Origin of the sequence: Streptomyces sp. NPDC018693, assembly GCF_044391385.1 — a bacterium.
Classification (GTDB): domain Bacteria; phylum Actinomycetota; class Actinomycetes; order Streptomycetales; family Streptomycetaceae; genus Streptomyces.
The window spans coordinates 163,645-189,599 of record NZ_JBIRZZ010000010.1 but is presented as its reverse complement, the minus strand read 5'-3'; the positions used below and the strand labels follow the sequence as shown (position 1 = coordinate 189,599).

Below are 25,955 nucleotides of genomic sequence, written 5' to 3'. Positions count from 1 at the left end.
GCCGAATCCTGCCAGTGGCAGCCCGGGAACAGTCGTCGCGTCCAGCGCCGTCGGCAGGAGCGGGGGACCCAAGGTAAGTGCCGGTCCCGGCAGTTGAGGGATCTCGCCCGAGAGATCGGGGAGACCTCACCGCCGGATCCGGCTAGGGGTGAAGCCACACCTCCCAGCAGGGGGGAGTGGCCGGGCAACTCAACCGGCCCGAACCCGACAGCTCACCTCGCAGGCGTCGGTGAGGGGATCGATCCATGCTGTTCTCCGGCAAGGGCAAGCACCGTCGTCCGTCCAAGGCCAGCCGCGCAGTCGCCGTCGCCGGCGTCACCGCCGCCGCCGTCGCCGCCCCGCTGATGGCATCCGGCAGCGCCTCCGCCGCCACAGCGGCCGAGTGGGACGCCGTCGCCCAGTGCGAGTCCGGCGGCAACTGGTCCATCAACACCGGCAACGGCTACTACGGCGGTCTGCAGTTCTCCGCCTCCACCTGGGCCGCGTACGGCGGCACGCAGTACGCCGCCCGCGCCGACCTCGCCACCAAGGCGCAGCAGATAGAGATCGCCGAGAAGGTCCTCGCGGGTCAGGGCAAGGGCGCCTGGCCGCACTGCGGCGTCGGCCTGTCGAGCACCCCGTACTCCGGCGGCTCCAGCTCCTCGAACACGAGCACCGGCACCACCGGCCGCTCCACCGAGCAGCAGAGCACCAACCGCTCCACCGAGCGCCCGGCCACCCAGAGCCAGCAGACGCAGAAGACCCAGAAGACCCAGAAGAGCCAGAAGACGGTCACCACCCCGACCGGCAAGAAGGTCAAGAAGGGCGACGGCGAGTACAAGGTCGTCAAGGGCGACACCCTCAGCGGTATCGCCGAGAAGCACGGTGTCGAGGGCGGCTGGCAGAAGCTGTTCGAGCTGAACAAGGACGTCGTCGAGGACGCCGACCTCATCTACCCGGGCCAGCAGCTTCACCTGAAGTGACAAGCGGGCTCGTATGCTCCCCGCCCCGGCGCGTTCTTCCCCCGTGCGCGCCGGGGCGGGGTTTTTCTCGCCCGTTTCCCCGCCCGTGTCCCCGACTGTTTCTCCGCCCGTGTCCCCGACTGTTTCTCCGCCCGGTTCCCCGCCCGTTTCCTCGCCCACTGTTCACCCGCCCTTTGTTCCGCGCGGGAACAATGGGTACCGTCAGACCTTGTCCACGGGACGGTCGGTCGGCTGGCCGATGGCCCGGAGACGGTTAGGCTCTAGTCGCAAGGCTCACGTGGCCCCGCACTTCCAGCGTCACATCCCAAGAAGGAGATGCTCGTGCCGTCCATCGACGTCGTCGTAGCCCGGGAAATCCTGGACTCCCGAGGCAACCCCACGGTCGAGGTCGAGGTCGGCCTCGACGACGGCAGCACGGGTCGTGCCGCCGTCCCGTCCGGCGCCTCCACCGGCGCCTTCGAGGCCATCGAGCTCCGCGACGGTGACCCGGGCCGCTACCTGGGCAAGGGTGTCGAGAAGGCCGTCCTCGCCGTCATCGAGCAGATCGGCCCGGAGCTGGTCGGTTACGACGCCACCGAGCAGCGCCTGATCGACCAGGCCATGTTCGATCTGGACGCCACCGACAACAAGGGCTCCCTCGGCGCCAACGCCATCCTCGGCGTCTCCCTCGCCGTCGCCCACGCCGCCTCCGAGGCCAGCGACCTCCCCCTCTTCCGCTACCTGGGCGGCCCGAACGCGCACCTGCTGCCGGTGCCGATGATGAACATCCTGAACGGCGGCTCGCACGCCGACTCCAACGTGGACATCCAGGAGTTCATGATCGCCCCGATCGGCGCGGAGTCGTTCTCCGAGGCCCTGCGCTGGGGCGCCGAGGTCTACCACACCCTGAAGAAGGTCCTGAAGAACAAGGGCCTGGCCACCGGCCTCGGTGACGAGGGCGGCTTCGCCCCGAACCTCGGCTCCAACCGCGAGGCCCTCGACCTCATCCTGGAGGCCATCCAGGAGGCCGGCTACACCCCCGGCGAGCAGATCGCCCTGGCGCTCGACGTCGCCGCGTCCGAGTTCTACAAGGACGGCGTGTACGTCTTCGAGGGCAAGAACCGCTCCGCCGCCGAGATGACGGAGTACTACGCCGAGCTGGTCGAGGCGTACCCGCTGGTCTCCATCGAGGACCCGCTGTTCGAGGACGACTGGGAGGGCTGGAAGACCATCACCGCCAAGCTCGGTGACAAGGTCCAGCTCGTCGGCGACGACCTGTTCGTCACCAACCCGGAGCGCCTGGCCCGTGGTATCGAGGAGGGCGCCGCCAACGCCCTGCTGGTGAAGGTGAACCAGATCGGCTCCCTCACCGAGACCCTGGACGCCGTCGAGCTGGCCCAGCGCAACGGCTTCAAGTGCATGATGTCCCACCGCTCCGGCGAGACCGAGGACGTGACCATCGCCGACCTCGCCGTCGCCACCAACTGCGGCCAGATCAAGACCGGCGCCCCGGCCCGCTCCGAGCGCGTGGCCAAGTACAACCAGCTGCTGCGCATCGAGGAGATCCTCGACGACGCCGCGGTGTACGCAGGCCGCAGCGCCTTCCCGCGCTTCAAGGGCTGACGGCCTCGTAGGAGGCCCTCGTACACCCTCGTAGGAAGCGTCGTACGTACGTCCCCGTACGCGGTCCCGTACCGTGTGCGGGGACGTACGCACGTGTGAACGGGAGGCGGGGCACATGGCCGTGAAGGACCGGGACCGGTTCTCCACCGCGACCAGACTGCGGCTGCTCGGCGAGCAGACCGCGGCCCGTGTCTACCGCTCGCAGACCCGTCGGCAGGCCCGCCGCTCCCGGCTCACCGGGCGGGCGGCACTGCTCGCCATGGTGCTGTGCTCGCTGATCGTGGCCCTCGCGTACCCGATGCGGCAGTACGTCTCCCAGCGCGCCGAGATCGCCGACCTGCAGCGGGAGCGGCAGGAGGCCGAGGCCCGGGTGGAGCGGCTGCGCGACCTCAAGGCGCGCTGGCAGGACGACGCGTACGCCGAGCAGCAGATCCGGCTGCGGCTGCACTATGTGATGCCCGGGGAGACCGGGTTCGTGGTGATCGACCCGGACGCGGCCCGGCAGGCGCGCGCGGATCTCGGGGCGGCGGACCGCCCCTGGTACTCGAACGTCTGGGACGGGGTCGACAAAGCCGACGCCTCTGACCAGTGAACCGACAGAGAGAATCTTCCACAGGCAATGGACACACCCCCGCCGACCACTGAGCGCACCGAGCCCACCGACGCCGATGTCGCCGCCTTCGAGCAGCAGCTCGGGCGGCCGCCGCGCGGGCTGCGTGCCATCGCGCACCGGTGCCCCTGCGGTCAGCCGGACGTCGTCGAGACGGCGCCGCGCCTGCCCGACGGCACACCCTTCCCGACGCTGTACTACCTGACGTGCCCCAAGGCGAACTCCGCCATCGGCACGCTGGAGGCGAACGGCGTGATGAAGGAGATGACGGCCCGTCTGGCGGCCGACCCGGAGCTGGCCGCGGCGTACCGGGCCGCGCACGAGGACTACATCCGGCGGCGGGACGAGATCGAGGAGCTGAAGGGCTTCCCCAGCGCCGGCGGCATGCCGGACCGGGTGAAGTGCCTGCACGTCCTCGTGGCCCACTCCCTGGCCGCCGGGCCGGGTGTGAACCCGCTCGGCGACGAGGCGCTGGCGATGCTGCCGCAGTGGTGGCGCAAGGGGTCGTGCGTGACGCTTCCTCAGGAGACCGGGGAGGCGGGCCAGTGACCCGCGTCGCCGCCGTCGACTGTGGTACGAACTCGATCCGCCTGTTGGTCGCGGACCTGGACCCCGGGACGGGTGAACTGGTCGACCTGGACCGCCGGATGACGATCGTGCGGCTCGGACAGGGCGTCGACCGCACGGGCCGGCTTGCGCCCGAGGCACTGGAACGGACGTTCGCGGCGTGCCGGGAGTACGCCGCGGTGATCAAGGAGTACGGGGCCGAGCGGCTGCGTTTCGTGGCCACCTCCGCCTCCCGGGACGCCGAGAACCGGGACGAGTTCGTGCGCGGGGTGCTGGACATCCTGGGTGTCGAGCCGGAGGTGATCAGCGGCGGGCAGGAGGCCGAGTTCTCCTTCACGGGAGCCACCAGGGAGCTGGCCGGGCGGGACCATCTGGACAAGCCGTATCTGGTGGTGGACATCGGCGGCGGGTCGACGGAGTTCGTCGTCGGGGACGACCATGTGCGGGCCGCCCGGTCCGTCGACGTCGGCTGTGTGCGGATGACGGAGCGGCACCTGGTCGTGGACGGCGCCGTCACCGACCCGCCGTCCGCCGAGCAGATCGCGGCCATGCGCGCCGACATCGCCGCCGCCCTCGACCTCGCCGAGGAGAGCGTCCCGCTGCGTGAGGCGCGCACCCTGGTGGGGCTGGCGGGGTCCGTCACCACCGTCTCCGCGATCGCCCAGAACCTGCCCGCGTACGACTCCTCGGCCATCCACCACTCCCGGGTGTCCGTCGAGCGGGTCCGTGAGATCACCGAGTGGCTGCTGCGCTCCACGCACGCCGAGCGCGCGGCGATCGGCTCGATGCATCCGGGCCGGGTGGACGTGATCGCGGCGGGCGCGCTGGTGCTGCTGTCGATCATGGAGCGGATCGGCGCGGCGGAGGTCGTGGTGAGCGAGCACGACATCCTCGACGGGATCGCCTGGTCCGTGGCGTAGCTCTCTTTTGTTACTGACAGGTAGCTCTCCGCTGAGCAGGCGAGATAGCGTTTGAGCGGCCCCGGGGGGGGGCTTTCGGGGCCGCTCCGCGACGCTCCGCCGGAAAAGTTCGTGAAGTTCTTCACAAGGAAATCGGCCCTCCTGGGTCACCAGGCGGGGCCGGTTGACCCTTCCGGGGGCTCGGCGCCTGTGTGAACGTGTTCAAAACGAGGGGACAGCGACGGTGCGCGGCGGCGCCGTCAGGGTGATCCAGGACCGCCTCACGGCGGTGCAGAACCCCCGGAGAGGCAGCTCACGCGGCATTGACAACGGCCCGCCAGGCATGCGGGTTCCCGGTCGGCACCATGATCTGGATCACGCGGGCCGCGGAGGATAGCACACACCCTGCCGAAGCTTGTGAAGGGGCGCACGAGCCACCCCCCTGAGGCGGGTGGATACTCGATGGCATGAGCACCACGGAGCGTCCCAGGATCCTCGTAGTAGGCGGTGGGTACGTAGGCCTGTACGCAGCTCGGCGCATCCTGAAGAAGATGCGCTACGGAGAGGCGACCGTCACGGTCGTCGACCCCCGGTCGTACATGACCTACCAGCCCTTCCTCCCCGAAACCGCCGCCGGCAACATCTCCCCGCGCCATGTCGTCGTGCCGCTGCGGCGCGTGCTGCCGAAGGCGGAGGTCCTCACCGGCCGGGTCACCACCATCGACCAGGACCGCAAGGTCGCCACGATCGCCCCGCTGGTGGGCGAGGCGTACGAGCTGCCCTTCGACTACCTGGTGATCGCGCTCGGCGCGGTCTCCCGCACCTTCCCGATCCCCGGCCTCGCCGAGCAGGGCATCGGCATGAAGGGCATCGAGGAGGCCATCGGCCTGCGCAACCACGTCCTGGAGCAGCTCGACAAGGCCGACTCCACCACGGACGAGGAGATCCGGCGCAAGGCGCTCACCTTCGTCTTCATCGGCGGTGGCTTCGCGGGCGCGGAGACCATCGGTGAGGTCGAGGACATGGCCCGCGACGCGGCCAAGTACTACACCAACGTCTCCCGCGAGGACATGCGCTTCATCCTCGTCGACGCCGCCGACAAGATCCTCCCCGAGGTCGGCCCCAAGCTCGGCCAGTACGGCAAGGAGCACCTGGAGAGCCGCGGCGTGGAGATCTACCTCTCCACCTCGATGGACTCCTGCGTCGACGGCCACGTCGTGCTGAAGAACGGGCTCGAGGTCGACTCCAACACCATCGTGTGGACCGCCGGCGTCAAGCCGAACCCGGTCCTCGCCCGCTACGGCCTGCCCCTCGGCCCGCGCGGCCACGTCGACACCCGGCCGACCCTCCAGGTCTCCGGAACCGACTACATCTGGGCCGCCGGCGACAACGCCCAGGTCCCGGACCTCGTCGGCCGCAAGGCGGGCAACGAGAACGCCTGGTGCCCGCCCAACGCCCAGCACGCGCTGCGTCAGGCCAGGGTCCTCGGCGACAACGTGATCTCCGGTATGCGGGGCTTCCCGCAGAAGGAGTACAGCCACGCCAACAAGGGCGCCGTGGCCGGCCTCGGCCTCCACAAGGGCGTCGCGATGATCGTCATGGGCAAGATGAAGATCAAGCTCAAGGGCCGTCTCGCCTGGTACATGCACCGTGGCTACCACGGTCTCGCGATGCCGACGTGGAACCGCAAGATCCGCGTCTTCGCCGACTGGACCCTCGGCATGTTCCTCAAGCGTGAGGTCGTCTCCCTCGGCGCCCTGGAGACCCCCCGCGAGGAGTTCTACGAGGCCGCCAAGCCGGCCCCGGCGCCCGCTCCGGCCGCCGTGAAGACCGAGGAGAAGGCCAAGGCTTCCTGACCCAGGCAGCCTGGACCGGGGCCCGCTGACCCCGGTCACCGCTCCGTCCCGAAGGGGCCGCCCGCCATCCGTGGTGCGGGCGGCCCCTTCGGCATGCCGGGGTGTTGTGCACGGCCGGGGGTATCTCGTACGGCAGGGTTGTTCTGCGCGGTCACAACCCCCATGCGGGACTGTGCTCCGGGCATTCTGGTGCTTACGTGGTCACTGGACATCCGGGATCGTTCGCCCGTCACGGAGGTGCACGCCATGGCTGACGCCGCGTCACGGCTACAGGGCCTTCTGGAACAGTTGCTGGGAACACCCCTCCCGGTGCGCATCCGCGCCTGGGACGGTTCGCGGTCGGGCCCGCCGGGCGCGCCGACACTCGTCGTGCGCAACCGCCGCGCCGTTCGCCGACTGCTGTGGAAGCCGGGCGAACTGGGCCTGGCCCGTGCCTGGGTCGCGGGGGACCTGGACATCGAGGGGGATCTGTACGCCGCCCTCGGTCTGCTCGCCGGGCTGGTGTGGGAGCGGGGCGAGGACGCCCGCGGTCTCCTGGAGACCCTGCGCGACCCCGGGTCCCGGGCCGCCGTCCGCGGGCTGATCAAGCTCGGCGGTCTGCCGCTGCCACCCGCACCACCCCCCGAGGAAGTGCGCCGACGCCGCGGCCATCTGCACACCAAGCGCACCGACAGACGCGCCATCAGCCACCACTACGACGTCGGCAACGACTTCTACGAGATCGTCCTCGGGCCGTCCATGGTCTACTCCTGTGCCTACTGGCCCGCCCCGGACAGCACCCTCGAAACCGCCCAGCGCGACAAGCTCGACCTCATCTGCCGCAAGCTCGACCTGAGGCCGGGTCAAAGACTCCTCGACGTCGGCTGCGGCTGGGGTTCCCTGGCCATCCACGCGGCCCGTGAGTACGGCGCGAGCGTCGTCGGCATCACGCTCTCCCAGGAGCAGGCGGCATACGCCCGCAAGCGCGTCGCCGGCGAGGGGCTCACCGACAAGGTGGAGATCCGCGTACAGGACTACCGGGACGTCGACGACGGTCCCTACGACGCCCTCTCCTCCATCGGCATGGCCGAACACGTCGGCGCCGAGCGGTACCTGGAGTACACCGATGTGCTGTACCGGCTCCTGAAGCCCGGGGGGCGGCTGCTCAACCACCAGATCGGGCGGCGCCCGCAGCGGGACGAGTCCTCGTACGAGGTCGACGCGTTCATCGACGCCTACGTCTTCCCCGACGGCGAGCTCCAGCCCATCGGCGTCACCGTCACCCAGCTGGAGCGGGCCGGTTTCGAGGTGCGCGACGTCGAGTCGATCCGCGAGCACTACGCCCTGACCCTGCGCCGCTGGGTCGCCAACCTGGAGGCGGACCGGGAGCGGGCCGTCAGACTCACCAGCCCGGGACGGGCCCGCGTCTGGCAGCTCTACATGGCCGCCTCCGCGCTCGCCTTCGAGCGCAACCGCATCGGGGTCAACCAGGTGCTGGCCGTCAGAACCCCCGAATCCGGTGACTCGGGGATGCCGCTGCGTTCCCGCACCTGGAACTGAACGAGCGGGGGCCCCGCTCCGTCAGGAACGGGACCCCCGCTGTCGTACGGCTGCTACTCCGACTTGATCGCCGTCAGCATGTTCAGCCGGGCCGCCCGCCGGGCCGGCCACAGCGCCGCCAGGACGCCGACCGTCGCCGCCAGCGCCAGGAAGAGCACCAACCGGCCCCACGGCAGGACCAGTTCGTACGTCGGCAGGCCGTTCGCCAGCAGTTCGCCCGCGGCCCAGCCGAAGAACACGCCCAGGCCGACGCCCAGCACTCCGCCGAACAGGCAGATGATCAGGGACTCCAGGCGGACCATCCGCTTGATGCTCGGGCGGTCCAGGCCGACCGCCCGCAGCATGCCGATCTCCTGGGAGCGTTCGAAGACCGACATGGCCAGCGTGTTGACCACGCCGAGGACCGCGACGACCACCGCCATGGCCAGCAGGCCGTAGAGCATGTTCAGCATCAGCGTGAACATCTGCGCGATCTCGTTGGTGATGTCCTGCCGGTCCTGGATCCTGATCGCCGGGTTGGTGCCGAGGGCCTTGACCAGCTTGTCCTTCGTGGCGCTCGACGCGCCGTCGGACGTCTTCACCATGACCTTCCTGTCGGTCGGGTCCGACAGGTGCGGGGTGAGGGTGGCGTTGTCGACGAGGATGCCGCTGATCACGTCGTTGCCCTCGTAGATCCCGGCGACCGTCAGCTTCTGCTTCTTGCCGTCCTGGTAGGCGGCCGTGAAGCTCGAACCCGCCTTCCAGCCGTACCGCAGGGCACTGGAGGCGTCCACGGCGACCTGCGTCCCGCTCACCTCGAAGGCGCCGTCGTTCACCTCCGGGTCGGTGAGCTTGCCGATCGAGGCCCCGTTGACGCCGGTGAGGTAGTCGTAGTCGCCGTCGACGAGCGACTCGGCCTCCCGCAGGGGGCTGATGTCGGTGACGCCGTCGACCCCGGCCAACTGCTTCTCGACGTCCGGCGAGAGCCCGTTGCCGACGGCCATCGACACGACGTAGTCCGCGCGGAGCGACTCCGCCGCCATCTTCTCGATGGACTTCTGCACGCTGCCCGCCATCACCGTCATGCCGGTGATCAGGGTGAGGCCGATCATCAGCGCGGAGGCGGTGGCGGCCGTACGGCGGGGGTTGCGCAACGAGTTCTGCCGGGCCAGCTTGCCCGTGATCCCGAAGATCCGCAGGACCGGGGCCGCGGCCGCGATCAGCGGGCGGGACAGCAGCGGGGTCAGGACGAACACGCCGATGATCAGCAGGGTCGCGCCCAGGCCCATCGGGGTCATGCCCTGCTTGCCGCGCATCGACGTGGCGGCGAGGATCGTCGCGATGCCCGCGCCGGAGAACAGGGCGCCGATGGTGTTGCGCAGCACCAGCGACTTGACGGTCGCCTTGGCGTGCACGCTGCTCATCGCCGCGACCGGCGGGATCTTCGCGGCCCGGCGGCCGGGCAGCCACGCCGCCAGCATGGTGATGACGATGCCGACCGCGAAGGCGGCGCCGATGGTGCCGGGGGTGATCACCAGCGGACCGTCGGGCACGGTCGCGCCCAGCGTGCCGATCAGCGACCGCAGCGCGACCCCGATGCCGATGCCCGTGACCAGACCGGCGGCCCCGGCGACCGCGCCGACGACGAACGCCTCGATCAGTACCGACCGGGTGACCTGCCGGCGCGAGGCGCCGACCGCGCGCAGCAGCGCCAGTTCCCGGGTGCGCTGGGAGACCAGCATGGTGAAGGTGTTGGCGATGATGAACGTACCGACGAAGAGCGAGATGCCCGCGAAGACCAGCAGGGCCTGGCGCAGCCCGCTCATGTCGGAGGCGATCTGCTTGGCCTGGGTGTCGGCGAGGGCCTTGCCGGTGGTGGTCCGGACGAGGTCCTGCGGGAGCGCCTTCTCCAGCGCGGCCTGCAGCGCGGTCTGCGAGGTGCCGGGGGCGGCCTTCACGGCGATCTCGTTGTACGTGCCCGCCTTGCCGAACAGCTTCTGCGCGGTCGGCGTGTCGAAGAGGACCAGGCTGCCGCCGGCCGCGACATTGCCGTCGTCGGTGGTGAACACGCCGGTGACCTTCGGCGTCAGCACGGGGCCGTCGACGGAGAGACGCAAGGTGTCGCCGACCTGGTAGCCGGTGCGCCGCGCGGTCTCCGCGTCGATGGCGACCTCGTTCTCGCCGCGCGGCGCGGTGCCGGACTTCAGCGGGTACCGGGGGTCCTTGTCGCCCCAGTAGTTCCCGCCGCGCGACTGCCAGCCCTCGCCGATGAGCCTGCCGTCCTTGTCGGCGATGGGGACGGTGCCGTCGACGACGCCGATCGCGTCGGCGGCGCCCGGGACCTTCGCGCTCTTGTCGAGCAGCGCGTCGGTCAGCTCCGACATCTTGCCGGGCTCGTCGCCCTTGCCCTCCTGGTAGGTGGGCGTCATGGCCACGTCGACGTGGCCGAAGCCCCTGGCGGAGCTCTTCTGGTAGGCGTCGGAGATGGTGTTGGTGAAGACCAGGGTCCCCGACACGAAGGCCACGCCGAGCATCACGGCGAGCACGGTCATCAGGAGCCGGGCCTTGTGCGCGAGTACGTTGCGCAGGGCGGTGCGGAACATCAGCTGGTGCGGCCCTTCGCGTCAAACTGCTTCATGAAGTCCAGGACGGTGTCCGCCGTGGGCCGGTACATCTCGTCGACGATCCGGCCGTCGGCGAGGAAGACGACCCGGTCCGCGTACGACGCCGCGACCGGGTCGTGGGTCACCATCACCACCGTCTGGCCCAGCCCCCGCACGGAGTTGCGCAGGAAGCCCAGCACCTCGGCGCCGGAGCGCGAGTCGAGGTTCCCGGTGGGCTCGTCACCGAAGATGATCTCGGGCCGGGAGGCGAGCGCGCGGGCCACGGCGACGCGCTGCTGCTGGCCGCCGGAGAGCTGGGAGGGCCGGTGGCTGAGCCGCCCCGACAGACCCAGCATCTCGATGACGCTGTCCAGCCACTCCTTGTCCGGTTTGCGCCCCGCGATGTCCATCGGAAGGGTGATGTTCTCCAGCGCGGTCAGCGTCGGCAGCAGGTTGAACGCCTGGAAGATGAAGCCGATCTTGTCGCGGCGCAACCTGGTGAGCTGCTTGTCCTTCAGGGAGCCCAGCTCGGTGTCGCCGATGCGCACGGAGCCGGAGGAGAAGGTGTCCAGGCCGGCCACGCAGTGCATGAGGGTCGACTTGCCGGAGCCGGAGGGCCCCATGATCGCGGTGAACTCGGCCCGCCGGAAGTCGACGGTGACCCGGTCGAGGGCGACCACCTGGGTCTCGCCCTGTCCGTAGATCTTCGACAGCTCCTGGGCATGGGCGGCCACCGCGGTGGTCCGGGAGGCGGCGAGGGGGGTGGTGGTCACGGGAGGGGGCTCCTGTCGGGACGACGGTGCGGATCGGGGACGTGGACCATCGTTCCGGCCGAGTGCCGCCCTGTAGTCAGCCGCAGTTCCGGTTCCGCAGGGCGACTCCGGTCGGACAGGAGAGCGGCGAGTCATACCTGGGGATGACAGGCGTCCCCGATGTCGAGAACCGGTGGATCACCCTTGTTCAGACGGTGAAATTCCGTCATTCCGCTTACGTGAGGGGGCGTCACTTGCAAGGCTGTTGGCAAGTGCGGATGGCCAGTTCTGCGGGCTGATGCACCCTCAGGCGCCAATAAAATAAGACAACATAGGGGCTACCGGCCGCTGTTCGGGGGATGCCTCCCGATAGGCTCGGAACCTCGATGCGGAGCCTTCGGCCTGCCCAGATGGTGGAATGCAGACACGGCGAGCTTAAACCTCGCTGCCCCTCCGCGGGCGTGCCGGTTCAAGTCCGGTTCTGGGCACTGGCCCGCTCATTGGGTCTGACCTGGTGAAACGGCCGGGTTTCGCGGTCACTCGTCCGTGTCGCTGGCGCACCGCTGGCGCACGGCACCTCTACCTTGCTCTTCATGGCGTACGTGAAACCCATGAAGAACAAGGACGGGGTGGTCACGAGCTACCGCGTGCGGTGGAGAAAAGGCGGTGCGAGAAACGGCCGAGGCGAATCCGAGCGGTTCGACGGTGATGAGGCCGGCCTGGAAGCGGCGGAGCTCTTCTGTGAAGCCGTCAACCAGGCGGGGCAGGACTGGCCTCCCGGCTGGGTGAAGGGCAAGGGGATGATCGCCCCTGATGCCGCCGACGACTCGGAGTACCGCTTCGAGCGGTACGCGGCCGAGTCGGTCAACCACCGCACGGGTGTGGAGGACCGCTACCGCGATGCCTGCCACGGGGAGCTGGCGCGGTACATCAACCCGACGTTCGGTAACTGCGACATCCGCAGCAGCGAGCACTTCTCGAAGCGGACGATCCAGGCGTGGGTGAACCAGCTGGAGCTGACGAAGGTGCGGCGCGGTTCCAAGACCAAGCTGATGTCGCCGAAGACGATCAAGAACCTGCATGGCCTCCTCAGCTCGATCATGCAGGAGGCCGTCGAGGCCGATCCGCCGCTGCGGGACCGCAACCCGTGCAAGGGTGTGCGTCTGCCCCGGGTCGACGACGACGGCACGGCCGACGACGAGATCGACGAGGACATTGAGTTCCTGGAGCCCGCCGAGGTCGCCGGGGTCGCCTCATGCATGCGTACGGTGCAGGGCAGACGCCTCGTCGAGGACATCTACGCAACCGGCGAGCGGTGGGGCGAGATCTCTGCACAAGCCTGCCGTCACCTCGACAGGACTGACCCGGGGAAGCCGCGGGTCAAGGTCGTGCGCGCCTGGAAGTGGAGCAAGTCCAAGGGCCACTACTTGGGCAAGCCCAAGTCGAAGCGGTCACGCCGCTCGGTCCGGATCACGCTGCACACCTACGACAACTGGGTGGCGCAGGGCGCGCTCACCCGAGGGCCGGACGAGCTGATCTACCACAACGGTCAGGGCGGGAGGCTGCCTTACTCGACGTTCTACGACGAGTGGATGGCGGCCGTGCAGAAGGCCAAGGAACTCGGCCTCCTGCCCGCCCACAAGAACCCGACGATCCACGACCTCCGGCACAGCCACGCGGCGGCCCTCATCTCCGCCGGCCACTCGCTGACCTATGTCCAGCGGCGCCTCGGACACGAGTCGATCAAGACGACGTCGGACCTGTATGGGCACCTGCTGCCGGAGGCTGACGACGCGGCCATGTCGACGATCGACGCCTCGCTGGACGGTTCCCCGATCACGCATGTGTCGCTGCCCGAGCCCGCGACCGTCCCGGCCGCAAGGAAGGCCGCCGCGGTGTCGGCGGCTGACGGGTCGGTCGTGCACGTCGTCGTGTTTCCGGACGGCCATCAAGAAGCGTTCTGGCGGGACGACTTCGCCCGCCTGGTTGCCGATGTGTGGAAGCTGGAGCGGCGCCAGGAGGCGCGCGTGGAACAGCGGTCGGCATCGCTGTGGGAGGCCCGTCACGGGACGCTGGACGGCGTCCACCCGGCCATGCCCGGCCGCGTCAAGGTCTGGGCCCTCGGGCCGGCTGTCTACGGCCCTGACGGTGAGCAGCAGGCCACCACGCCGGACGCACACGAGCTGCGTGAGGTCTGGATCTGGGAGTGGGAGGACGGCTACACCACCTCGCCCGCACGTTACGAGGCGCAGCACCGGTCCGGTCCTGCTGCGCAGACGGAAGCGCGGGCCTGGGGCACGGACAAGAAGCAGGTGCGGTCCGCGTACGTGAAGGCGCGGGCGAGGGCGCTGCAGATCTGCCCGAACCATCCGGCGGTCGTGAGGGCCCGGGTGGGTCAGACCGAGTCCTGATGTCCTCGGGGGGCTTCCACGACAGAGAGGAAAGGCCGCGGGCCGCGACGCTGCTGCTGGCGTCGCGGCCCGCGACTGTTTCCTGCTGGGCTGGTCTGCCCCACGGCGACCGGCGACTGGTGGACCTCTGCCGGTGGCGCCTGTGCTGATTCGAGGCAGAGTTCGTTGAACTCGCGGGCCAGTTCGCGGTATTCGACCTGCAACTCGGTGTGGGCGAGGTGTTCGCTGGCCCACTCGTCGCGCATCATGTCCATGCGCGCGTAGAGGCCGGCGACGCGCAGATCTGTGATCCATCGCGTGCGCTGGAATGCTTCCTCACGAAGGGCGAGATCGGCTTCCCGCCGGTCCAGCTCGCGCTCGCGCTCGGCGTGCTGGCGCGCCAGTCCCGTGAACAGGTCGCGGATGCGCTGTTCTTGGTGGGCGATGTACCGGCGGACGATGCTCACGGCAGCGGCGGTCAGGCACACGATGGGCAGTGTGATGCCGGGCGCGATGGCCAACTCCCCCTCGCCGGCCGCGAGTGCAGCCCCGCCGGTCACGGTTCCCACTCCGACGACAGCCATGGTGTTCGGTCGGTTGGAAGGGCGCTGCATGTATCCCCCGTCCTACCTCGCGACGGCTGTTCCCCCGGCCTCGCCGTCTTCGTGTTGGTCTGCCTCGCGCTGTAGCCGTACGGCCTCGTTGATGCTGCTCACGAGCATCTTGCGGACGAAGGAATGGGTGATTCCCAACAGGTCCGCAATCGCCTCCGGGGAGGGCGGATTGGCGACTGACAGTACAGGCTGATTTCCGCTTTTGGCTCGATCTGACCGATTCCGGTATCCGGCCGTGTCGAGTAGCGGGTCCTCGTCTACCCCCAGGGCTGCCGCGAGGCCGCCGATGTTCTCGGGTTTGGGGAGGGTCTCGCCGCGCAGCATGCGGGCCACGGCCCACACGCTCATGCCTGCGTTCTCGGCGAGCCGTCTGCGTCCGGTGCTGCCTCGCGTCAGGTCGTAGCCGGCCTTGGGGGCCAGCTCGGCGACGAGCTTCCCCAATGCCGCGGGGCCGGTGCTCTCGCCGGTCCGTTCGGGTGATCCCTTGCTCCGCATACAGCGAAGGCTACTGGGGTGGCAAGCCTCACGGCAGGGGCGTGCATGGGTGCACAAGGCGCAGGTGATCGCCCTTGTGACACAACTGCGCAGCTTGTGTTCGTGATTGATTACGGCGCGCGCTCGAAAAATCACATTAATGATCTCCGTCGTGTCGGGCTTGTGTGCATGGATGCACATGATCTAGCTTGTGCATGCACGCACAGAGAGCGTGCATGCACGCACACGAAGGGAGGGGCCGCGTTGCTCCGCCTTGACACCGAACTCCTCAAAACCAGAGCCGCCGCCAAGGGCGACAACACACACGAGGAAATCGCCCGCCGAGCCGACGTCGACAGGAGCGTGGTCACCCGCCTGTTCTCGGGGTCCGTGCCCTCCCTGGCGAACGTCACCGCGCTCGCCTGGGCCTACGAGATCCCGCTCGACGAACTCGTGCCGAAGGCCGAACCCAAGGTCGAGGTACCGGCGTGAAGACCGCCGTCCGCCGACCGTCCCGGCCGCACTGCACGTGTACCGAGGTCCGGAACTACGACTACGCAGCCGCCGCCGAAAAGCTCGGCTGCAAGAAGCGGTTCCTCCAGGACCGCATCAGCCGTCTGCCTCACCAGCGACTCGGCGAATCGGTCGTGTTCTGCGACTGCGAACTGCGGATCATCCAGCAGCTGTTCACGGTCATCCCGGACGAGATCTGGGAGGGGCTGCTGAACCAGCACCCGGCCCAGACGCCGGAAAAGCCCGTGCGCTCGCTGGCCGCCATCAAGCCCGCCGGGGCCCGCCCCGGCGTCGTCGCCGTCCGCTGACGGCAACGGGGCCGCCCAGACCCTTGCCCGGTCCGGACGACCCCGCCACCAGGAGAAACCTCAACAACTCTGCGAATTGAGGCCCCCTTTGAAGGAGAACCTTACCGGGGACGCGGCAGTGGCTGCCGCCCTCGCACACCTCCTGAGCGACCACCCCAAGCTGAGTTCGATGGTCTGGCCGGTCGGTGACACGCCCGGCGTCCTGACCGGACACCAGATCAGCGAGACCGGCCGGGGCGAGATCATCGACACCTGCGCCGAGATCATGGGCGGCACCGTCGCCCGCACCGCGCAGATCCGCGCCGGTGGCGACGGCCAGGGCCTGGCCCAGCTCGTCACCACCTTCGACGACGTGCCCGTAGAGGTCTGGGCCAGCTACCCGCTCACCGGCAGCGAGCCGCTGTACGGCGCCGAGCTGCGCGGCATCCTCGCCGGCGACCACGCCCCCGAGGGCGGTGACGGCCAGTGAGCTGGAACGACATCGCCTCGACCGTCGTCCTCGTGCTGCTCGTCGGCTGCGCCCTGTTGCTGCCCGTCTCGGTCATCGCGCGGGCCCGGCTGGAGAGCCACCCCAAGCGTCAGCAGCCGACTCTCGTGGAGCAGGCCGAGCGCTGGAGCGGGGGTGCCTCGTGAAGCACGACCCGCGCCGCTGCAACCTGTGCAGCGTCCTCGTCCACGGCCCCGTCCGCGCGGCCGTCCGCCACGCCCTGACCCGTCAGACCCGCACCAACGGCGAGAACGGGGGCGGCAAGTGAGCATCACGTACGCGACCGCCGCCGACCACTTCGCGGCTGCCTACCGGTGCCAGGAGCAGCCCGGCACGGAGATCCTCGTCAACGTCTACCGCAACAAGCAGGGCGCCGACGCCGTCGCCCGTGGCATCAACGGCGGCAAGTACCCCGCCTACCGGCCCGTCGGCTCCTTCCAGGCGTCCGCGCACCCGCACGAGCAGGGATGGGCAGTCTGGGCGCGGTGCACCGACGGGCTTGCCCTGGAGCCGCTGCCGCAGACCCGCATCGTCCGCGTGCCCGACTACGGCCGCCAGGCCGGTTACGAGGGCGTACGCATCGCGGAGGTCGAGATCTCCGCGCGGTGCCAGACCTGCGGCGGCCCCCGCGGTGAGGCCAGGCCCGACACGTTCGTCCGTGACGGCGTACGCCTCGTCCGCGACGCGTGGACGAACCCGTGCGGACACAAGGACGACTACCGGTCCGTGCTGCGCGAGGCCCGGCGAGGAACCCAGGCGCACCGGCACGGCGAGCCGAGGGGCGGGGAGATCCAGCCCGTCGACGGCGGCCACTACACCAAGGCCGTGACCCTGCTCGCCGGGTGGCTCGCCGAGAACCCGTGGCTGAGTGCGCAGAGGGCCATTGAGCGGCTCAACGACCACCGCGAGTACGACGCGGCGCACACGGTCCGCGAGTTCGCGATGACCAGCCTCAGCGGCTCCAACACGTCGGCCAAGTCCGCAGCGCTCTACCTGGTCCACCTGGACACGACAGCGCGCGACGCCGACACCAGCACGACCACGGGGGACGAGAAGTGACTATTGCACCTGACCTGTTGTTCGACCTGGCCGACCTTGAGCCCGTCGGCCTGCCGTACGCGCCGACCGCGCGGCTGATCCTCCCGGCCGGCGACCTCGACGACCCCGAGTTCCGCGCCCGCTGGGAGAAGGTGAGGCACGGCGGCATCGGCGGCAGCGACGTCGCCGCGATCCTCGGCATGGCCAAGCGCGGACCGCGCCGCGTCTACGAGGAGAAGCACGGCTTCAAGCAGCCCGACAACCGGTTCATGCGGTTCGGCCGCCGGATGGAGCCCGTAGTCGCGGCCGAGTTCGAGGACGAGACCGGCCTCAAGACGGCGATGCCGCCCGGGACGCTCGCCCACATCGATCACGGCTGGGCCCGCTCGAACGTCGACCGGTTCGTCCTCGACTCCTTCGGCCGGGTCATCGCCCCGCTGGAGTGCAAGAACCACAGCGAGCACGTCGCCCGCCAGTGGGACAACGAGGAGGAGCCGCCCGAGGCCGCTGCCCTCCAGGCGCACTGGAACACCGCCGTCGGCGGCTGGGACCACTCGTACGTCGCGGCCGTCATCGGCGGCAACCGGCTCCGCGTGTGGCGGCAGGACCGCGACGAGGAGCTGATCCAGGAGCTGTTCCGGTTCTGCGGCGCCTGGTACCAGCGGCACATCGTCGACGGCTTCCCTCCGCCCATCGACGGCTCGAAGGACACCGAGAAGCTCCTCGCGATGCTGTGGGAGGTCAAGCCCGAGTCGGTCGAGGAGATCGACGTCGAGACCGCCGACCGTCTGCTCGGCGAGCACGAGCGTTGCAAGGCTGCGGTCGAGGCCGCAGAGGACGAGTTGCGCAAGGTCAAGAACGAGATGCGGGACATCGCGGGCCCGTCCGAGATCGTCAAGGACACCACCGGCCGCGTCGTCTGGACGAACAAGCAGAACGGCACCCTCGCGTCGAAGCGGCTCAGCGAGGCGCACCCCGCCGTGGTCGACCGCTACACGGTGATGGCCCCGCAGCTCGACACCAAGCGCCTCAAGGCCGAACAGGGCGACCTCTACCGCAAGTTCCAGGCCCGCCAGCTCCTGGCCAAGCCGGCCACCACGAAGAAGAAGGGGGCCTGACCATGCCCGCACTCAGCCTCAAGGACAAGGTGCGCATCGCGACCGGCACGGCTCCCGACCCGGCCGTCGAGCCGGTCGGCGTGCCCGAGCAGCTCGCCGACATCAAGGGCACCGAGCAGGTCAGCCCGCCCATGAACCAGACGGTCATGGACTGGTTGGAGCAGTACGCGGACGAGTTCGACGACGCGCTCCCGGCGCACATCGACCGGTCCACGTTCTTCGCGGCCCTGCGGCCCGCACTGCCGCGCCTGGCCACCTGCACCCCGGCCAGCGTGCTCGACGCCCTGCTGTCCTGCGCACGCTTCGGACTCCTGCCGGACGAGAAGCACGCCGTCATCACCCGCGAGGGCAAGCTGGCCCGCTTCGTGCCGATGGCGCAGGGCTTCGTCGACCTGATGTACCGCTCCGGGGCGGTCCGTTCGGTGCACGTCGGTGTGATCCGCGAGAACGACGTCTTCCACTACGTGCCGACCGCGCCGGTCGGCGAGGACTTCGTGCACGAGCCGGACCTGCGCAAGTCCAAGAAGGAGCGCGGCGAGGTGATCGTCGCGTACGCCTTCGCCTGGCTCAAGGGCGGTGCCCGCTCGCAGGTCGTCGCGCTGACCGGGGAGGACGCGGAGGAGATCCGCGACCAGTACAGCGAGGCGTACCAGCGGGCGAAGGCCGAGGGCCGCGAAGACACCTTCTGGCACACGCACTTCGTCGAGATGTGGATGAAGTCGGCCGTGCGTCGTCTGGCGAAGGTCGTCCCGATGAGCGCCCAGCTCGTCGCCCTGGTCAAGACCGACGACGCCGGAGAGGCGGGGGAGGCGCAGTCCTTCCACGCGCCGGACCCGGAGACGGCCCGCCTCCTCGCGGAGGCGGAGGCCGCATCTCAGGCCGCTGAGGCGTCCCAGGACGCCCCGGCCCCCACCATCACCCGCCGGCTGCCCGTGAAGCGGTCGCAGCCCCGTCGGAAGCTCTCGCGCAGGGCTCGCCGAGGAAGGACCCGTGCCGCATGAACGCTCCTCTGTCTTGGACCCGTAAGCCCCTGATCGGCTTCGACCTGGAGACGGGCGGCCTGGACGTCGACAACGACCGGATCGCCACCGGCAGCGTCGTCCGCTGGGGCGGCGGCCTGCCGACCGTCGCCCGCACCTGGTGGTCGGACCTCGGTGGCGCGGAGATCTCCGCCGACGCGACCGCGATCCACGGCATCACCACGGAGCACGCCCGCGCAGTGGGCCGCCCGGCCGCCGAGGTCGTCGCGGAGATCGCGGCAGCCCTGTCCGAGTACGCGGCCCAGTCGTGGCCGATCGTCGTGATGAACGCCCCGTTCGACATGACGCTGCTGGAGCGGGAGTGCGCCCGCTACGGCGTGAAGTCGGTGTGGGACGCCACCCCGGTGGTCCTGGACCCGTGGGTGCTGGACAAGCACCTGGACCGCTACCGCAAGGGCAAGCGGCGGCTCGTGGATCTGTGCCACCACTACCGCGTGCCGCTGGAGGGCGGCGCCCACAACAGCGAGGTCGACGCCAAGGCCGCGTGCGGCGTCACGTGGAAGATCGGCAGCCGGTTCCCGTGGGTCGGCCGTCAGGACGTCGGCGAGCTGCACGAGATGCAGGCCCGTTGGGCGCGCGAGCTGCGCGACGAGTGGCTGGCCTGGCAGATGGAGCGGTTCGGGGCCTGTGACGAGGCCCCCTACGAGTGGCCGTTCATCCCGGCACCCACGGGGGCCGGGACGTGACGAACCTGCTCCATGTCGGCACCGCAGCCTGTTTCGCGGGCTGCGGTGCCCTCGCCCTGGCCGCGCAGTGGTGCGGCCGTCGCGCGGCGGCACTCCAGGCCGCCGAGCCCGCCCACGTCCACGTCAGCGGCGTCGAGGCGGCCCCGTTCCCCGGCGGAGCCAGCGGACTCGAGGTCGTCAGTTCCCACAAGCACACCACCCAGGGGGAAGCATGAGCATGTACGACGACGGCCCCACGCATGAGCCGTTCGGCCCGGTCTATGTCCGGCCGGCGAACCCGGACTGCCCCAACTGCGCGTGCTGCACGGCTGCTCTGTGCGCGCTGGGCGCGGCGAGCGTGATGGAGTGCTCCGGCCACGTCGACGACGTCGAGGCGATCGCGCAGGTGACGAACTGCCCGTGCTCGGCGGAGTCCACCAGGGGCACGCTGTCGTGGCGGGCCGCGATGGTCCGCGCGGCCACGTTCGCCACGGAGAAGCCGCTCCGGGAGGAGCTGGAGCGGTTGCTGCAGGGCCTCGCCGACGGCCGCGTGCAGGCCGGTTTCATGGAGGCGCTGCCGAAGCTGACGGTACGCCGGTACGTGCGATGGGCGCCGGGCAGGCTGCCGGAGCTGACCGACTTCGGGCGGGCCTACCTGGACGCCCGGCAGGGGCCGCGGGTCGAGTCCCTCGTCGCCGTGCAGTCGGTCGACGAGGCCACCCGCACCGTGCAGGCCCTCATCCCGGCGTACAGCGCCGACCAGCCGGTGACCGTGCCGATGGATCTCCTCGCGAACTCGCGGACGCAGGTGGGCCCGGCCGGGCTCACTGAGGTGACGCTGTACGCGGAGGTCAACCCGGGTGCCCGCGACGCCGACTCGGTGGTGCTGACGAAGGTCCGCAACCCGGCGGTGGTGATCCCGGCCCAGCCGGACAGCCCGGACGGTGCCCGGTGACGGGCCTGTCCGACCGCGAGCGGGGCGAGCAGCTCATGCAGCTGCTCGCCCCCGAGGCGGAAGAGTCGTGGGGCACGATCCTGCTGGGGGAGCCGCACAGCAAGGCCCGGCCCCGCTTCGACACGGACGGCCACGCCTACAAGGACCCGGCCGACGCGGCAGCCGAGCAGGCCACGCAGTGGCGGATGCGGCAGTTCTGGCGGCGCGGCCCCCTCACCGGCAACGTCGCGCTCGGCTGCGTCTTCTTCCGCTCGACCCGGCAGGAGATCGACTCGGACAACATGCTCAAGCACGTCTGCGACGCCGGGAACGGCCTGCTGTGGCTGGACGACTCGCAGATCACCGCGAAGTACGGCGGGATCGAGCTGGACCCGGCCAACCCGCGCACGATCCTCGTGCTGGCGCCACACGTCTCCACGATGCAGCGCGGCACGGACTACGTCCGCGACTGCGAGGGCTGCGGCGAGAAGTTCACGCCCACCCGGCTCACGCAGAAGTGCTGTTCCCGGGAGTGCGTGCCCGCCGCGCGCCGAGCGAAGGCGGGCCGGTCATGAACTGCTCCCACGAGAACATCCGTCGCCTTCTGGAGGCCGAGACGATCTCGGACGTCGAACTGGCCTACCGGCTCGGCTGCCGTCGCGGGATCGTCGCCCAGACCCGGGCTGGCATGGGCCTGCCCCCGATGCCGCTCCCGGCGGACCTGGACCACATGACGCCGGAACTGGTCGTGATGATGAACGCCCTGCTCACCTCGGGCGGGCACCGACGGTGGAACGGACGCCGCACCCGGGACGGTGTGCCGCTGGTCGACCACTTCACCACCGCGGCCCGGGTCGTCTTCCGGATGACGCACGGCCGCGAACCGGAGGGCCAGGTGCGGGTCGGCTGTGCCATAAAGCACTGCGTCGAGGGCTCGCACCTGGTCGACCGCGTCATGCGCGAGGCGAAGGCGGGTGCGGCGTGAGCCCCGAGACGTGGGAGAAGATCGCTCGCCGCCTCAAGGAAGGCCCCATCTCCAACGGCGAGGCTTCCCGGCTGCTCCACGTCCGTAAGCGAGCGGTCGCCGAGGTCCGTGCGGACCTCGGCATCCCGCCGTTCTTCGTGCGTCGCGGCGCCGAGTGGACCCGCGACGACTTCGAGGAGCTGTCGGTCGAGCTGCGCGGCGGTCACCGCCGCTGGCGCGGCCGGCACTCCGGGCAGGGCGTGCCGATGGCCGGGAAGGACGTCACCGCGTACCGGCTGTCGTTCCGGCTGCACCACGGCCGCGAGCCGGTCGGCAAGGTGACCGGCACGTGCCGGTTGAACCGGTGTGTGGCGGGCGGCCACCTTGCGGACTCGGTGCTGCGGTCCGCGCCTGCGGTGGAGCTGGCGGCGCTGACTGAGCTGCCCGCCGAGGCCACCGTCCAGGGCATGGACGTGGTGGCGATCCGCCGGTGCCTGCGCGGCCCGGAGCCGTGGCCGGAGCTCGACATGCGTGAGGCCCGCTTCGCGTTCCGGTTTTCCGACCCCGCCATGTCGGCGGCCGACCTCGGCCGTCGGCTCGGCGTGCGCTCGGAGACCGTTCAACGGTGGCGCACCAAGGGGGTGCCGTCGTGCTGACCCTGCTGTGCTGGCTCGTCGACGGCTACGAGGCCGTCAACGCGGCCCTGTCCCTGCTGCACGTGTGGGGGCTGCCGCTCGCGGCCTCCGCCGTGGCTCTGGCTGTGGCGGACGTCCGTCCGGACGCCGTCCGGACGCTGTCCGCCGCTCTCCCGCCCCGCTCCAGCACCAACCCGCTGACCTGCCCGGACGCACGTCCCGACGCGTCGGCGGATGCGCGTCCGGACGCGTCCGGACCCGGAATCAGGAGGAGGTTCCTGATGCGTTCTCCCAGCAGCCGCCACTACGCCCCCGACACCCTCGCCCGCCCACCGCACTGGGGAGACGGCGCGGCGTGCCAGACCAGCAAGACGCCCGACTACTGGTTCGCGGACGGCGACGACGCCGAATCCGTCGCCAACCGGCAGGAGGCGAAGAGGGTGTGCGCCCGCTGCCCGGCCCGCCCGTCGTGTCTGCACGACGCACTCGAGCGCCGGGAGCCGTCCGGCGTCTGGGGCGGCCTCGACACCGACGAACGCAACGCGCTCACCCTGCTGCCCGCGGCCCGCGAGCCCGCCACCGAGGAGGCCACCGATGGGCCGCCGCACGAGCCAGCCCAGACGGCCTGAACCCCCGGCGACCGGAGTCCTGGACTGGTCGGCACGCGGCCACTGGAAGCGCAAGGCACTGCCCTGCCGGTACCAGTGCGGCGGCCTCCCCACCCACCTCCGGGACAGCAGCGGCAGCCCGGCGCACAAGGTGTGCGCCGAACTGGCCGTCGCTCAGCAGATCCGCGAGTACGCGGAGGCGTACGAAAACGAGAGGCTCCAACTGACGTGATCAGCACCCGCCAGCCCCGCAAGAAAGGGCAGGAGCGCACCGCCTTCGCGGAGCGGCTCCGCGCCGAGTACTACGCCGGCTCCTCGATCCGGAACCTCGCCGATCGCACCGGCTACTCGTACGGCACCGTCCGCAACCTGCTGCTGTCCGTCGGCACGAAGCTCCGCAAGCGCGGCGGCGGCCGTCCCCGCCCCGTCACCGGGCAGAGCCGATGAGCACCGATCCGTGGAACCCGCGCACCATCGCCGGACTCGCCGCCCTCGCCATCCTCCTCGGCCTGGGCGTCGCCTACTGCGGCGACCGCGACCAGGCGCAGAGCCCGGCCGACCCGTGCGCGGCAGTCGCGTACGCGGTCCCGGCCGGGCCCGTCCAGGCCACCAAGACGTCCTCCAGCAGCAGCCGCAAGAACGGCGACAGGCCCCCGGCCCGGGTCAGCAAGGAGCCGCGCCGGGCGGCCACCGCGACGGCCCCGCCGTCCCCGTCGGCCAGCAGTCACCGGCCGCGCAACCACATCGACCTCGACCTCGACCTGGACGGTTGCTGATGACCGCACGCCGCTTCTGGCTCTCCCTCACCGCCGGGGCCGCCGTCGCCGCCGCCACCTGGGCCACGCCCTTCCACGCCTGGTGGTGGCTCACTGGCGGCGTCGCGTTCGCCATCGGCATGACCGGCCAGTTCCCCGACCTGACCTGACTCCAGCCCCACCCAGGAGCCCCCCAGTGAACAGCGCCACCCTGCCCTCCCCGGCCGACGTGCCGGTCCCACCACCCCGCCTCGCCCGCCTCCCGCTCGACAAGCACGGCCGCCTGGTGCCGTGGTTCGTGGGCTACGTCGACGGCCAGCCCGACCACCGCGTGGTCAAGCCCGGCGGCATCACCGAAGCCGTCCGCTTCAACCTGTGCTTCCTGTGCGGCCAGACCCTCGGCGCTTACAAGGCGTTCGTCCTCGGCGGGATGTGCGTCATCAACCGCGTCTCCGCAGAGCCGCCGTCACACAAGGACTGCGCCGAGTACGCGGCCCGCGCCTGCCCGTTCCTCACCCACCCGCACATGCGGCGCCGCGACAACCTGCCCGAGGACACCGTCGAACCGGACGGCATCATGTGCCCCCGCAACCCGGGCGTCTGCGCGGTCTGGACGACCCGCCGGTTCGCCAAGAAGCCGATGCTCCAGCTGTTCGACGTCGGCGACCCGACCGAGGTCACCTGGTGGCGCGAGGGGCGGCCGGCGACGTACAGCGAGGCTCTCGACGGCCTCGTGACGGGCTTGGGCGTCCTTCAGGAAGAGGCGGAGAAGGACCCGCGGCCGTTGCTCGCCCGCGCCAGCCTCACCCGCCAGTACGAGGCCGCGCTCCTCCACCTCCCCGGGAACGCCGCATGATGACCTCGGAGGAGGCCGCCAAGCTCATCCACGAGGCGCTCGGCGCGGCCATCACCGGCGACGGCGAACGCGCGGCCGACCTGGTCGCGCGGCTCGGCACCGACAGCGACGCCGCCCGCATGCTCGGCGTCTGCTACGCCATCGCCGACGCCGGCCACAAGGCGCTGCAGATGATGTACGGCGACGCGGCCCCGAACCCGATGCGCGGCGACTTCTGGATGATCGAGCAACTGGAGGAAGGCGCGCTCGACGACCCTGTGCAGGGCTTCGCGTCCCGGTTCTTCGTCGCGTACTGCAACGGCGACCGTGACACAGCCCGCGCGCACTGGGAGACCGCTCTGCAGGCCGGGCCGCCGGTGTTCATCGGAGGCGTCTGTCGGCTCCTGATCGACGTCGCCGGCCTGTGCCGCGCGGCGATCCAGCAGAGCGAGCGCAGCGGATGAGCCGGTGCGCGCTGTCGTCAGCCCTGGGCGCGGTCGCCCAGGGCGGCCAGGGCGCGCTCGTAGAAGTCCCTGGCCCGCGCCGACCAGGTGATCCGGGACCGCAAGCGGGCGCTGCGTGCGCGCTTCGAACCGGCCCCGCAGCCGGGGCCCCGGACCTGACCCTGCCCCCGACGAGCTGAGAGAGGAGGTGTTTAGTGAGCACCTGCTACCCCCGCGCGACACGTCGCGGCGCAGCCCTGGACTGGGTGAAGTTCGACGCCGAGCTCGCGCGTGACGGCAGCGTGGACCCGGTCGACAAGGCGTTGTACGCGGCGATCGGTTCGTTCGTCGACGCCGAGACTCGCGAGTCGCCGGTCACCGACGAGATCGACCCGAACCACGTCCCGCCGTGGGTGCCGACGAGGAAGCGGCTGGCCGAGTGCATCGGCAAGTCCGTGGACACCGTCGACCGCGCCACCAAGCGGCTGGAGAACCGCGGGCTGCTCAAGGTGCACCGGCAGCCGGACCCGACCAACCCACGCCGGATGCTCCCGAGCGAGTACGAGCTGCTGGACCACCACGTGTGGGACGAGCGAGCCGCTCAGCGGGCAGCGGATCGTGCCGCCGAACGGGCGAACCGCAGGCCGGAGGGTGGCCGCACCGGTGCGGCCCGGGGGGGCCCCCCCCCCCCCCCCCCCCCCCCCCCCCCGCCCCCGGGGCGGGGGGGGGGGGGGGGGGGGGGGGGGGGGGGGCGGGCCCGCGGGC

At 70.5% G+C, this 25,955-nt stretch carries 33 protein-coding genes, 1 tRNA gene and 1 riboswitch; of the genes, 30 read left to right on the top strand and 4 right to left on the bottom strand.

The features are described 5' to 3' along the window. Positions 1-94 precede the first annotated feature (94 nt). A riboswitch (cyclic di-AMP (ydaO/yuaA leader) is annotated at positions 95-241 on the top strand. A 4-nt stretch (positions 242-245) separates the two neighbouring features. The 7 genes from ACH5AC_RS25640 (at position 246) to ACH5AC_RS25610 (ending at position 8,035) form a co-directional block, all read left to right on the top strand. Next, a complete protein-coding gene (locus ACH5AC_RS25640; protein ID WP_398864509.1) occupies positions 246-962 on the top strand; it encodes a transglycosylase family protein in 717 nt (238 codons plus the stop codon). Positions 963-1,283: 321 nt separating this feature from the next. Next, positions 1,284-2,564, top strand: a complete 1,281-nt coding sequence (eno, locus tag ACH5AC_RS25635) for a phosphopyruvate hydratase (RefSeq protein ID WP_398864508.1) — start codon at positions 1,284-1,286, stop codon at positions 2,562-2,564. Positions 2,565-2,679: 115 nt separating this feature from the next. Continuing rightward, positions 2,680-3,156 (top strand): septum formation initiator family protein, encoded by a 477-nt coding sequence (locus tag ACH5AC_RS25630; protein WP_398864507.1) that lies wholly within the window; start codon positions 2,680-2,682, stop codon positions 3,154-3,156. A 27-nt stretch (positions 3,157-3,183) separates the two neighbouring features. After that, the gene (locus ACH5AC_RS25625) at positions 3,184-3,723 is read left to right on the top strand and encodes a DUF501 domain-containing protein (RefSeq protein ID WP_398864506.1); all 540 of its coding nucleotides are present in this window, start codon (positions 3,184-3,186) and stop codon (positions 3,721-3,723) included. Then, positions 3,720-4,661 carry an exopolyphosphatase gene (locus ACH5AC_RS25620; RefSeq protein ID WP_398864505.1) on the top strand — a complete coding sequence of 314 codons (942 nt, stop codon included), beginning with the start codon at positions 3,720-3,722 and terminating at the stop codon, positions 4,659-4,661. Before ACH5AC_RS25625 ends, ACH5AC_RS25620 begins: the two co-directional genes overlap by 4 nt. A 446-nt stretch (positions 4,662-5,107) precedes the next feature. Next, on the top strand, positions 5,108-6,496 hold the full coding sequence (locus tag ACH5AC_RS25615; RefSeq protein WP_398864504.1) for an NAD(P)/FAD-dependent oxidoreductase: 1,389 nt from the start codon (positions 5,108-5,110) through the stop codon (positions 6,494-6,496). Between the two features lie 246 nt (positions 6,497-6,742). Continuing rightward, the gene (locus ACH5AC_RS25610) at positions 6,743-8,035 is read left to right on the top strand and encodes a class I SAM-dependent methyltransferase (RefSeq protein WP_398864503.1); all 1,293 of its coding nucleotides are present in this window, start codon (positions 6,743-6,745) and stop codon (positions 8,033-8,035) included. Positions 8,036-8,088: 53 nt separating this feature from the next. On the opposite strand, the gene ACH5AC_RS25605 is transcribed toward ACH5AC_RS25610, so the two are convergent. Further along, positions 8,089-10,617 (bottom strand): ABC transporter permease, encoded by a 2,529-nt coding sequence (locus ACH5AC_RS25605; protein ID WP_398864502.1) that lies wholly within the window; start codon positions 10,615-10,617, stop codon positions 8,089-8,091. After that, entirely contained in the window at positions 10,617-11,390 is a 774-nt protein-coding gene (locus ACH5AC_RS25600) for an ABC transporter ATP-binding protein (protein WP_398864501.1), read from the bottom strand. The genes ACH5AC_RS25605 and ACH5AC_RS25600 overlap by 1 nt, the downstream gene beginning before the upstream one ends. A 383-nt stretch (positions 11,391-11,773) precedes the next feature. Between ACH5AC_RS25600 and ACH5AC_RS25595 the strand changes: the two genes are divergently transcribed. Both ACH5AC_RS25595 and ACH5AC_RS25590 read left to right on the top strand, forming a co-directional pair. After that, positions 11,774-11,857, top strand: a tRNA-Leu gene (locus ACH5AC_RS25595). A gap of 105 nt (positions 11,858-11,962) precedes the next feature. After that, a complete protein-coding gene (locus ACH5AC_RS25590) occupies positions 11,963-13,780 on the top strand; it encodes a tyrosine-type recombinase/integrase (protein ID WP_398864500.1) in 1,818 nt (605 codons plus the stop codon). Here the strand turns inward: ACH5AC_RS25590 and ACH5AC_RS25585 are convergent. Both ACH5AC_RS25585 and ACH5AC_RS25580 read right to left on the bottom strand, forming a co-directional pair. Then, positions 13,765-14,373 (bottom strand): hypothetical protein, encoded by a 609-nt coding sequence (locus ACH5AC_RS25585; protein WP_398864498.1) that lies wholly within the window; start codon positions 14,371-14,373, stop codon positions 13,765-13,767. The genes ACH5AC_RS25590 and ACH5AC_RS25585 overlap by 16 nt on opposite strands. A gap of 12 nt (positions 14,374-14,385) precedes the next feature. Next, complete coding sequence (locus ACH5AC_RS25580; protein ID WP_398864497.1) at positions 14,386-14,868, bottom strand: helix-turn-helix domain-containing protein; 483 nt, start codon at positions 14,866-14,868, stop codon at positions 14,386-14,388. 243 nt (positions 14,869-15,111) lie between these two features. On the opposite strand from ACH5AC_RS25580, the gene ACH5AC_RS25575 reads away from it, so the two are divergent. The 21 genes from ACH5AC_RS25575 (at position 15,112) to ACH5AC_RS25475 (ending at position 25,211) form a co-directional block, all read left to right on the top strand. Further along, positions 15,112-15,339: a helix-turn-helix domain-containing protein gene (locus ACH5AC_RS25575; protein ID WP_398864495.1), complete on the top strand. Its 228-nt coding sequence runs from the start codon at positions 15,112-15,114 to the stop codon at positions 15,337-15,339. Beyond that, positions 15,336-15,668: a hypothetical protein gene (locus tag ACH5AC_RS25570; protein ID WP_398864494.1), complete on the top strand. Its 333-nt coding sequence runs from the start codon at positions 15,336-15,338 to the stop codon at positions 15,666-15,668. Before ACH5AC_RS25575 ends, ACH5AC_RS25570 begins: the two co-directional genes overlap by 4 nt. Before the next feature lie 118 nt (positions 15,669-15,786). Continuing rightward, a complete protein-coding gene (locus tag ACH5AC_RS25565; protein ID WP_398864493.1) occupies positions 15,787-16,137 on the top strand; it encodes a hypothetical protein in 351 nt (116 codons plus the stop codon). Further along, on the top strand, positions 16,134-16,301 hold the full coding sequence (locus tag ACH5AC_RS25560) for a hypothetical protein (RefSeq protein WP_398864492.1): 168 nt from the start codon (positions 16,134-16,136) through the stop codon (positions 16,299-16,301). Before ACH5AC_RS25565 ends, ACH5AC_RS25560 begins: the two co-directional genes overlap by 4 nt. After that, a complete protein-coding gene (locus ACH5AC_RS25555; protein WP_398864491.1) occupies positions 16,298-16,423 on the top strand; it encodes a hypothetical protein in 126 nt (41 codons plus the stop codon). Before ACH5AC_RS25560 ends, ACH5AC_RS25555 begins: the two co-directional genes overlap by 4 nt. Further along, entirely contained in the window at positions 16,420-17,214 is a 795-nt protein-coding gene (locus ACH5AC_RS25550) for a hypothetical protein (protein ID WP_398864490.1), read from the top strand. The genes ACH5AC_RS25555 and ACH5AC_RS25550 overlap by 4 nt, the downstream gene beginning before the upstream one ends. Continuing rightward, a complete protein-coding gene (locus ACH5AC_RS25545) occupies positions 17,211-18,311 on the top strand; it encodes a YqaJ viral recombinase family protein (RefSeq protein ID WP_398864489.1) in 1,101 nt (366 codons plus the stop codon). Before ACH5AC_RS25550 ends, ACH5AC_RS25545 begins: the two co-directional genes overlap by 4 nt. A 2-nt stretch (positions 18,312-18,313) precedes the next feature. Next, positions 18,314-19,312, top strand: a complete 999-nt coding sequence (locus ACH5AC_RS25540) for a recombinase RecT (RefSeq protein ID WP_398864488.1) — start codon at positions 18,314-18,316, stop codon at positions 19,310-19,312. Then, positions 19,309-20,037: an exonuclease domain-containing protein gene (locus ACH5AC_RS25535; RefSeq protein WP_398864487.1), complete on the top strand. Its 729-nt coding sequence runs from the start codon at positions 19,309-19,311 to the stop codon at positions 20,035-20,037. The genes ACH5AC_RS25540 and ACH5AC_RS25535 overlap by 4 nt, the downstream gene beginning before the upstream one ends. Beyond that, a complete protein-coding gene (locus tag ACH5AC_RS25530; RefSeq protein WP_398864486.1) occupies positions 20,034-20,252 on the top strand; it encodes a hypothetical protein in 219 nt (72 codons plus the stop codon). The genes ACH5AC_RS25535 and ACH5AC_RS25530 overlap by 4 nt, the downstream gene beginning before the upstream one ends. Further along, positions 20,249-20,971, top strand: coding sequence for a hypothetical protein (locus ACH5AC_RS25525; RefSeq protein WP_398864485.1), 723 nt, complete (start codon positions 20,249-20,251; stop codon positions 20,969-20,971). The genes ACH5AC_RS25530 and ACH5AC_RS25525 overlap by 4 nt, the downstream gene beginning before the upstream one ends. Further along, positions 20,968-21,525, top strand: a complete 558-nt coding sequence (locus ACH5AC_RS25520) for a RusA family crossover junction endodeoxyribonuclease (RefSeq protein WP_398864483.1) — start codon at positions 20,968-20,970, stop codon at positions 21,523-21,525. Before ACH5AC_RS25525 ends, ACH5AC_RS25520 begins: the two co-directional genes overlap by 4 nt. Further along, positions 21,522-21,935 carry a hypothetical protein gene (locus ACH5AC_RS25515; protein WP_398864482.1) on the top strand — a complete coding sequence of 138 codons (414 nt, stop codon included), beginning with the start codon at positions 21,522-21,524 and terminating at the stop codon, positions 21,933-21,935. Before ACH5AC_RS25520 ends, ACH5AC_RS25515 begins: the two co-directional genes overlap by 4 nt. Continuing rightward, on the top strand, positions 21,932-22,570 hold the full coding sequence (locus tag ACH5AC_RS25510) for a hypothetical protein (RefSeq protein ID WP_398864481.1): 639 nt from the start codon (positions 21,932-21,934) through the stop codon (positions 22,568-22,570). Before ACH5AC_RS25515 ends, ACH5AC_RS25510 begins: the two co-directional genes overlap by 4 nt. Then, positions 22,540-23,178 (top strand): WhiB family transcriptional regulator, encoded by a 639-nt coding sequence (locus ACH5AC_RS25505; protein WP_398864480.1) that lies wholly within the window; start codon positions 22,540-22,542, stop codon positions 23,176-23,178. The genes ACH5AC_RS25510 and ACH5AC_RS25505 overlap by 31 nt, the downstream gene beginning before the upstream one ends. After that, positions 23,144-23,389 (top strand): hypothetical protein, encoded by a 246-nt coding sequence (locus ACH5AC_RS25500; protein WP_398864479.1) that lies wholly within the window; start codon positions 23,144-23,146, stop codon positions 23,387-23,389. The genes ACH5AC_RS25505 and ACH5AC_RS25500 overlap by 35 nt, the downstream gene beginning before the upstream one ends. Beyond that, positions 23,386-23,604 (top strand): helix-turn-helix domain-containing protein, encoded by a 219-nt coding sequence (locus ACH5AC_RS25495; RefSeq protein ID WP_398864478.1) that lies wholly within the window; start codon positions 23,386-23,388, stop codon positions 23,602-23,604. The genes ACH5AC_RS25500 and ACH5AC_RS25495 overlap by 4 nt, the downstream gene beginning before the upstream one ends. After that, positions 23,601-23,933 carry a hypothetical protein gene (locus tag ACH5AC_RS25490; protein ID WP_398864477.1) on the top strand — a complete coding sequence of 111 codons (333 nt, stop codon included), beginning with the start codon at positions 23,601-23,603 and terminating at the stop codon, positions 23,931-23,933. Before ACH5AC_RS25495 ends, ACH5AC_RS25490 begins: the two co-directional genes overlap by 4 nt. After that, positions 23,933-24,082, top strand: coding sequence for a hypothetical protein (locus ACH5AC_RS25485; RefSeq protein WP_398864476.1), 150 nt, complete (start codon positions 23,933-23,935; stop codon positions 24,080-24,082). The genes ACH5AC_RS25490 and ACH5AC_RS25485 overlap by 1 nt, the downstream gene beginning before the upstream one ends. A gap of 26 nt (positions 24,083-24,108) precedes the next feature. Then, positions 24,109-24,768 (top strand): hypothetical protein, encoded by a 660-nt coding sequence (locus tag ACH5AC_RS25480; RefSeq protein WP_398864475.1) that lies wholly within the window; start codon positions 24,109-24,111, stop codon positions 24,766-24,768. Further along, positions 24,765-25,211, top strand: coding sequence for a hypothetical protein (locus tag ACH5AC_RS25475; protein WP_398864473.1), 447 nt, complete (start codon positions 24,765-24,767; stop codon positions 25,209-25,211). Before ACH5AC_RS25480 ends, ACH5AC_RS25475 begins: the two co-directional genes overlap by 4 nt. The last annotated feature ends 744 nt before the right edge of the window (positions 25,212-25,955 follow it).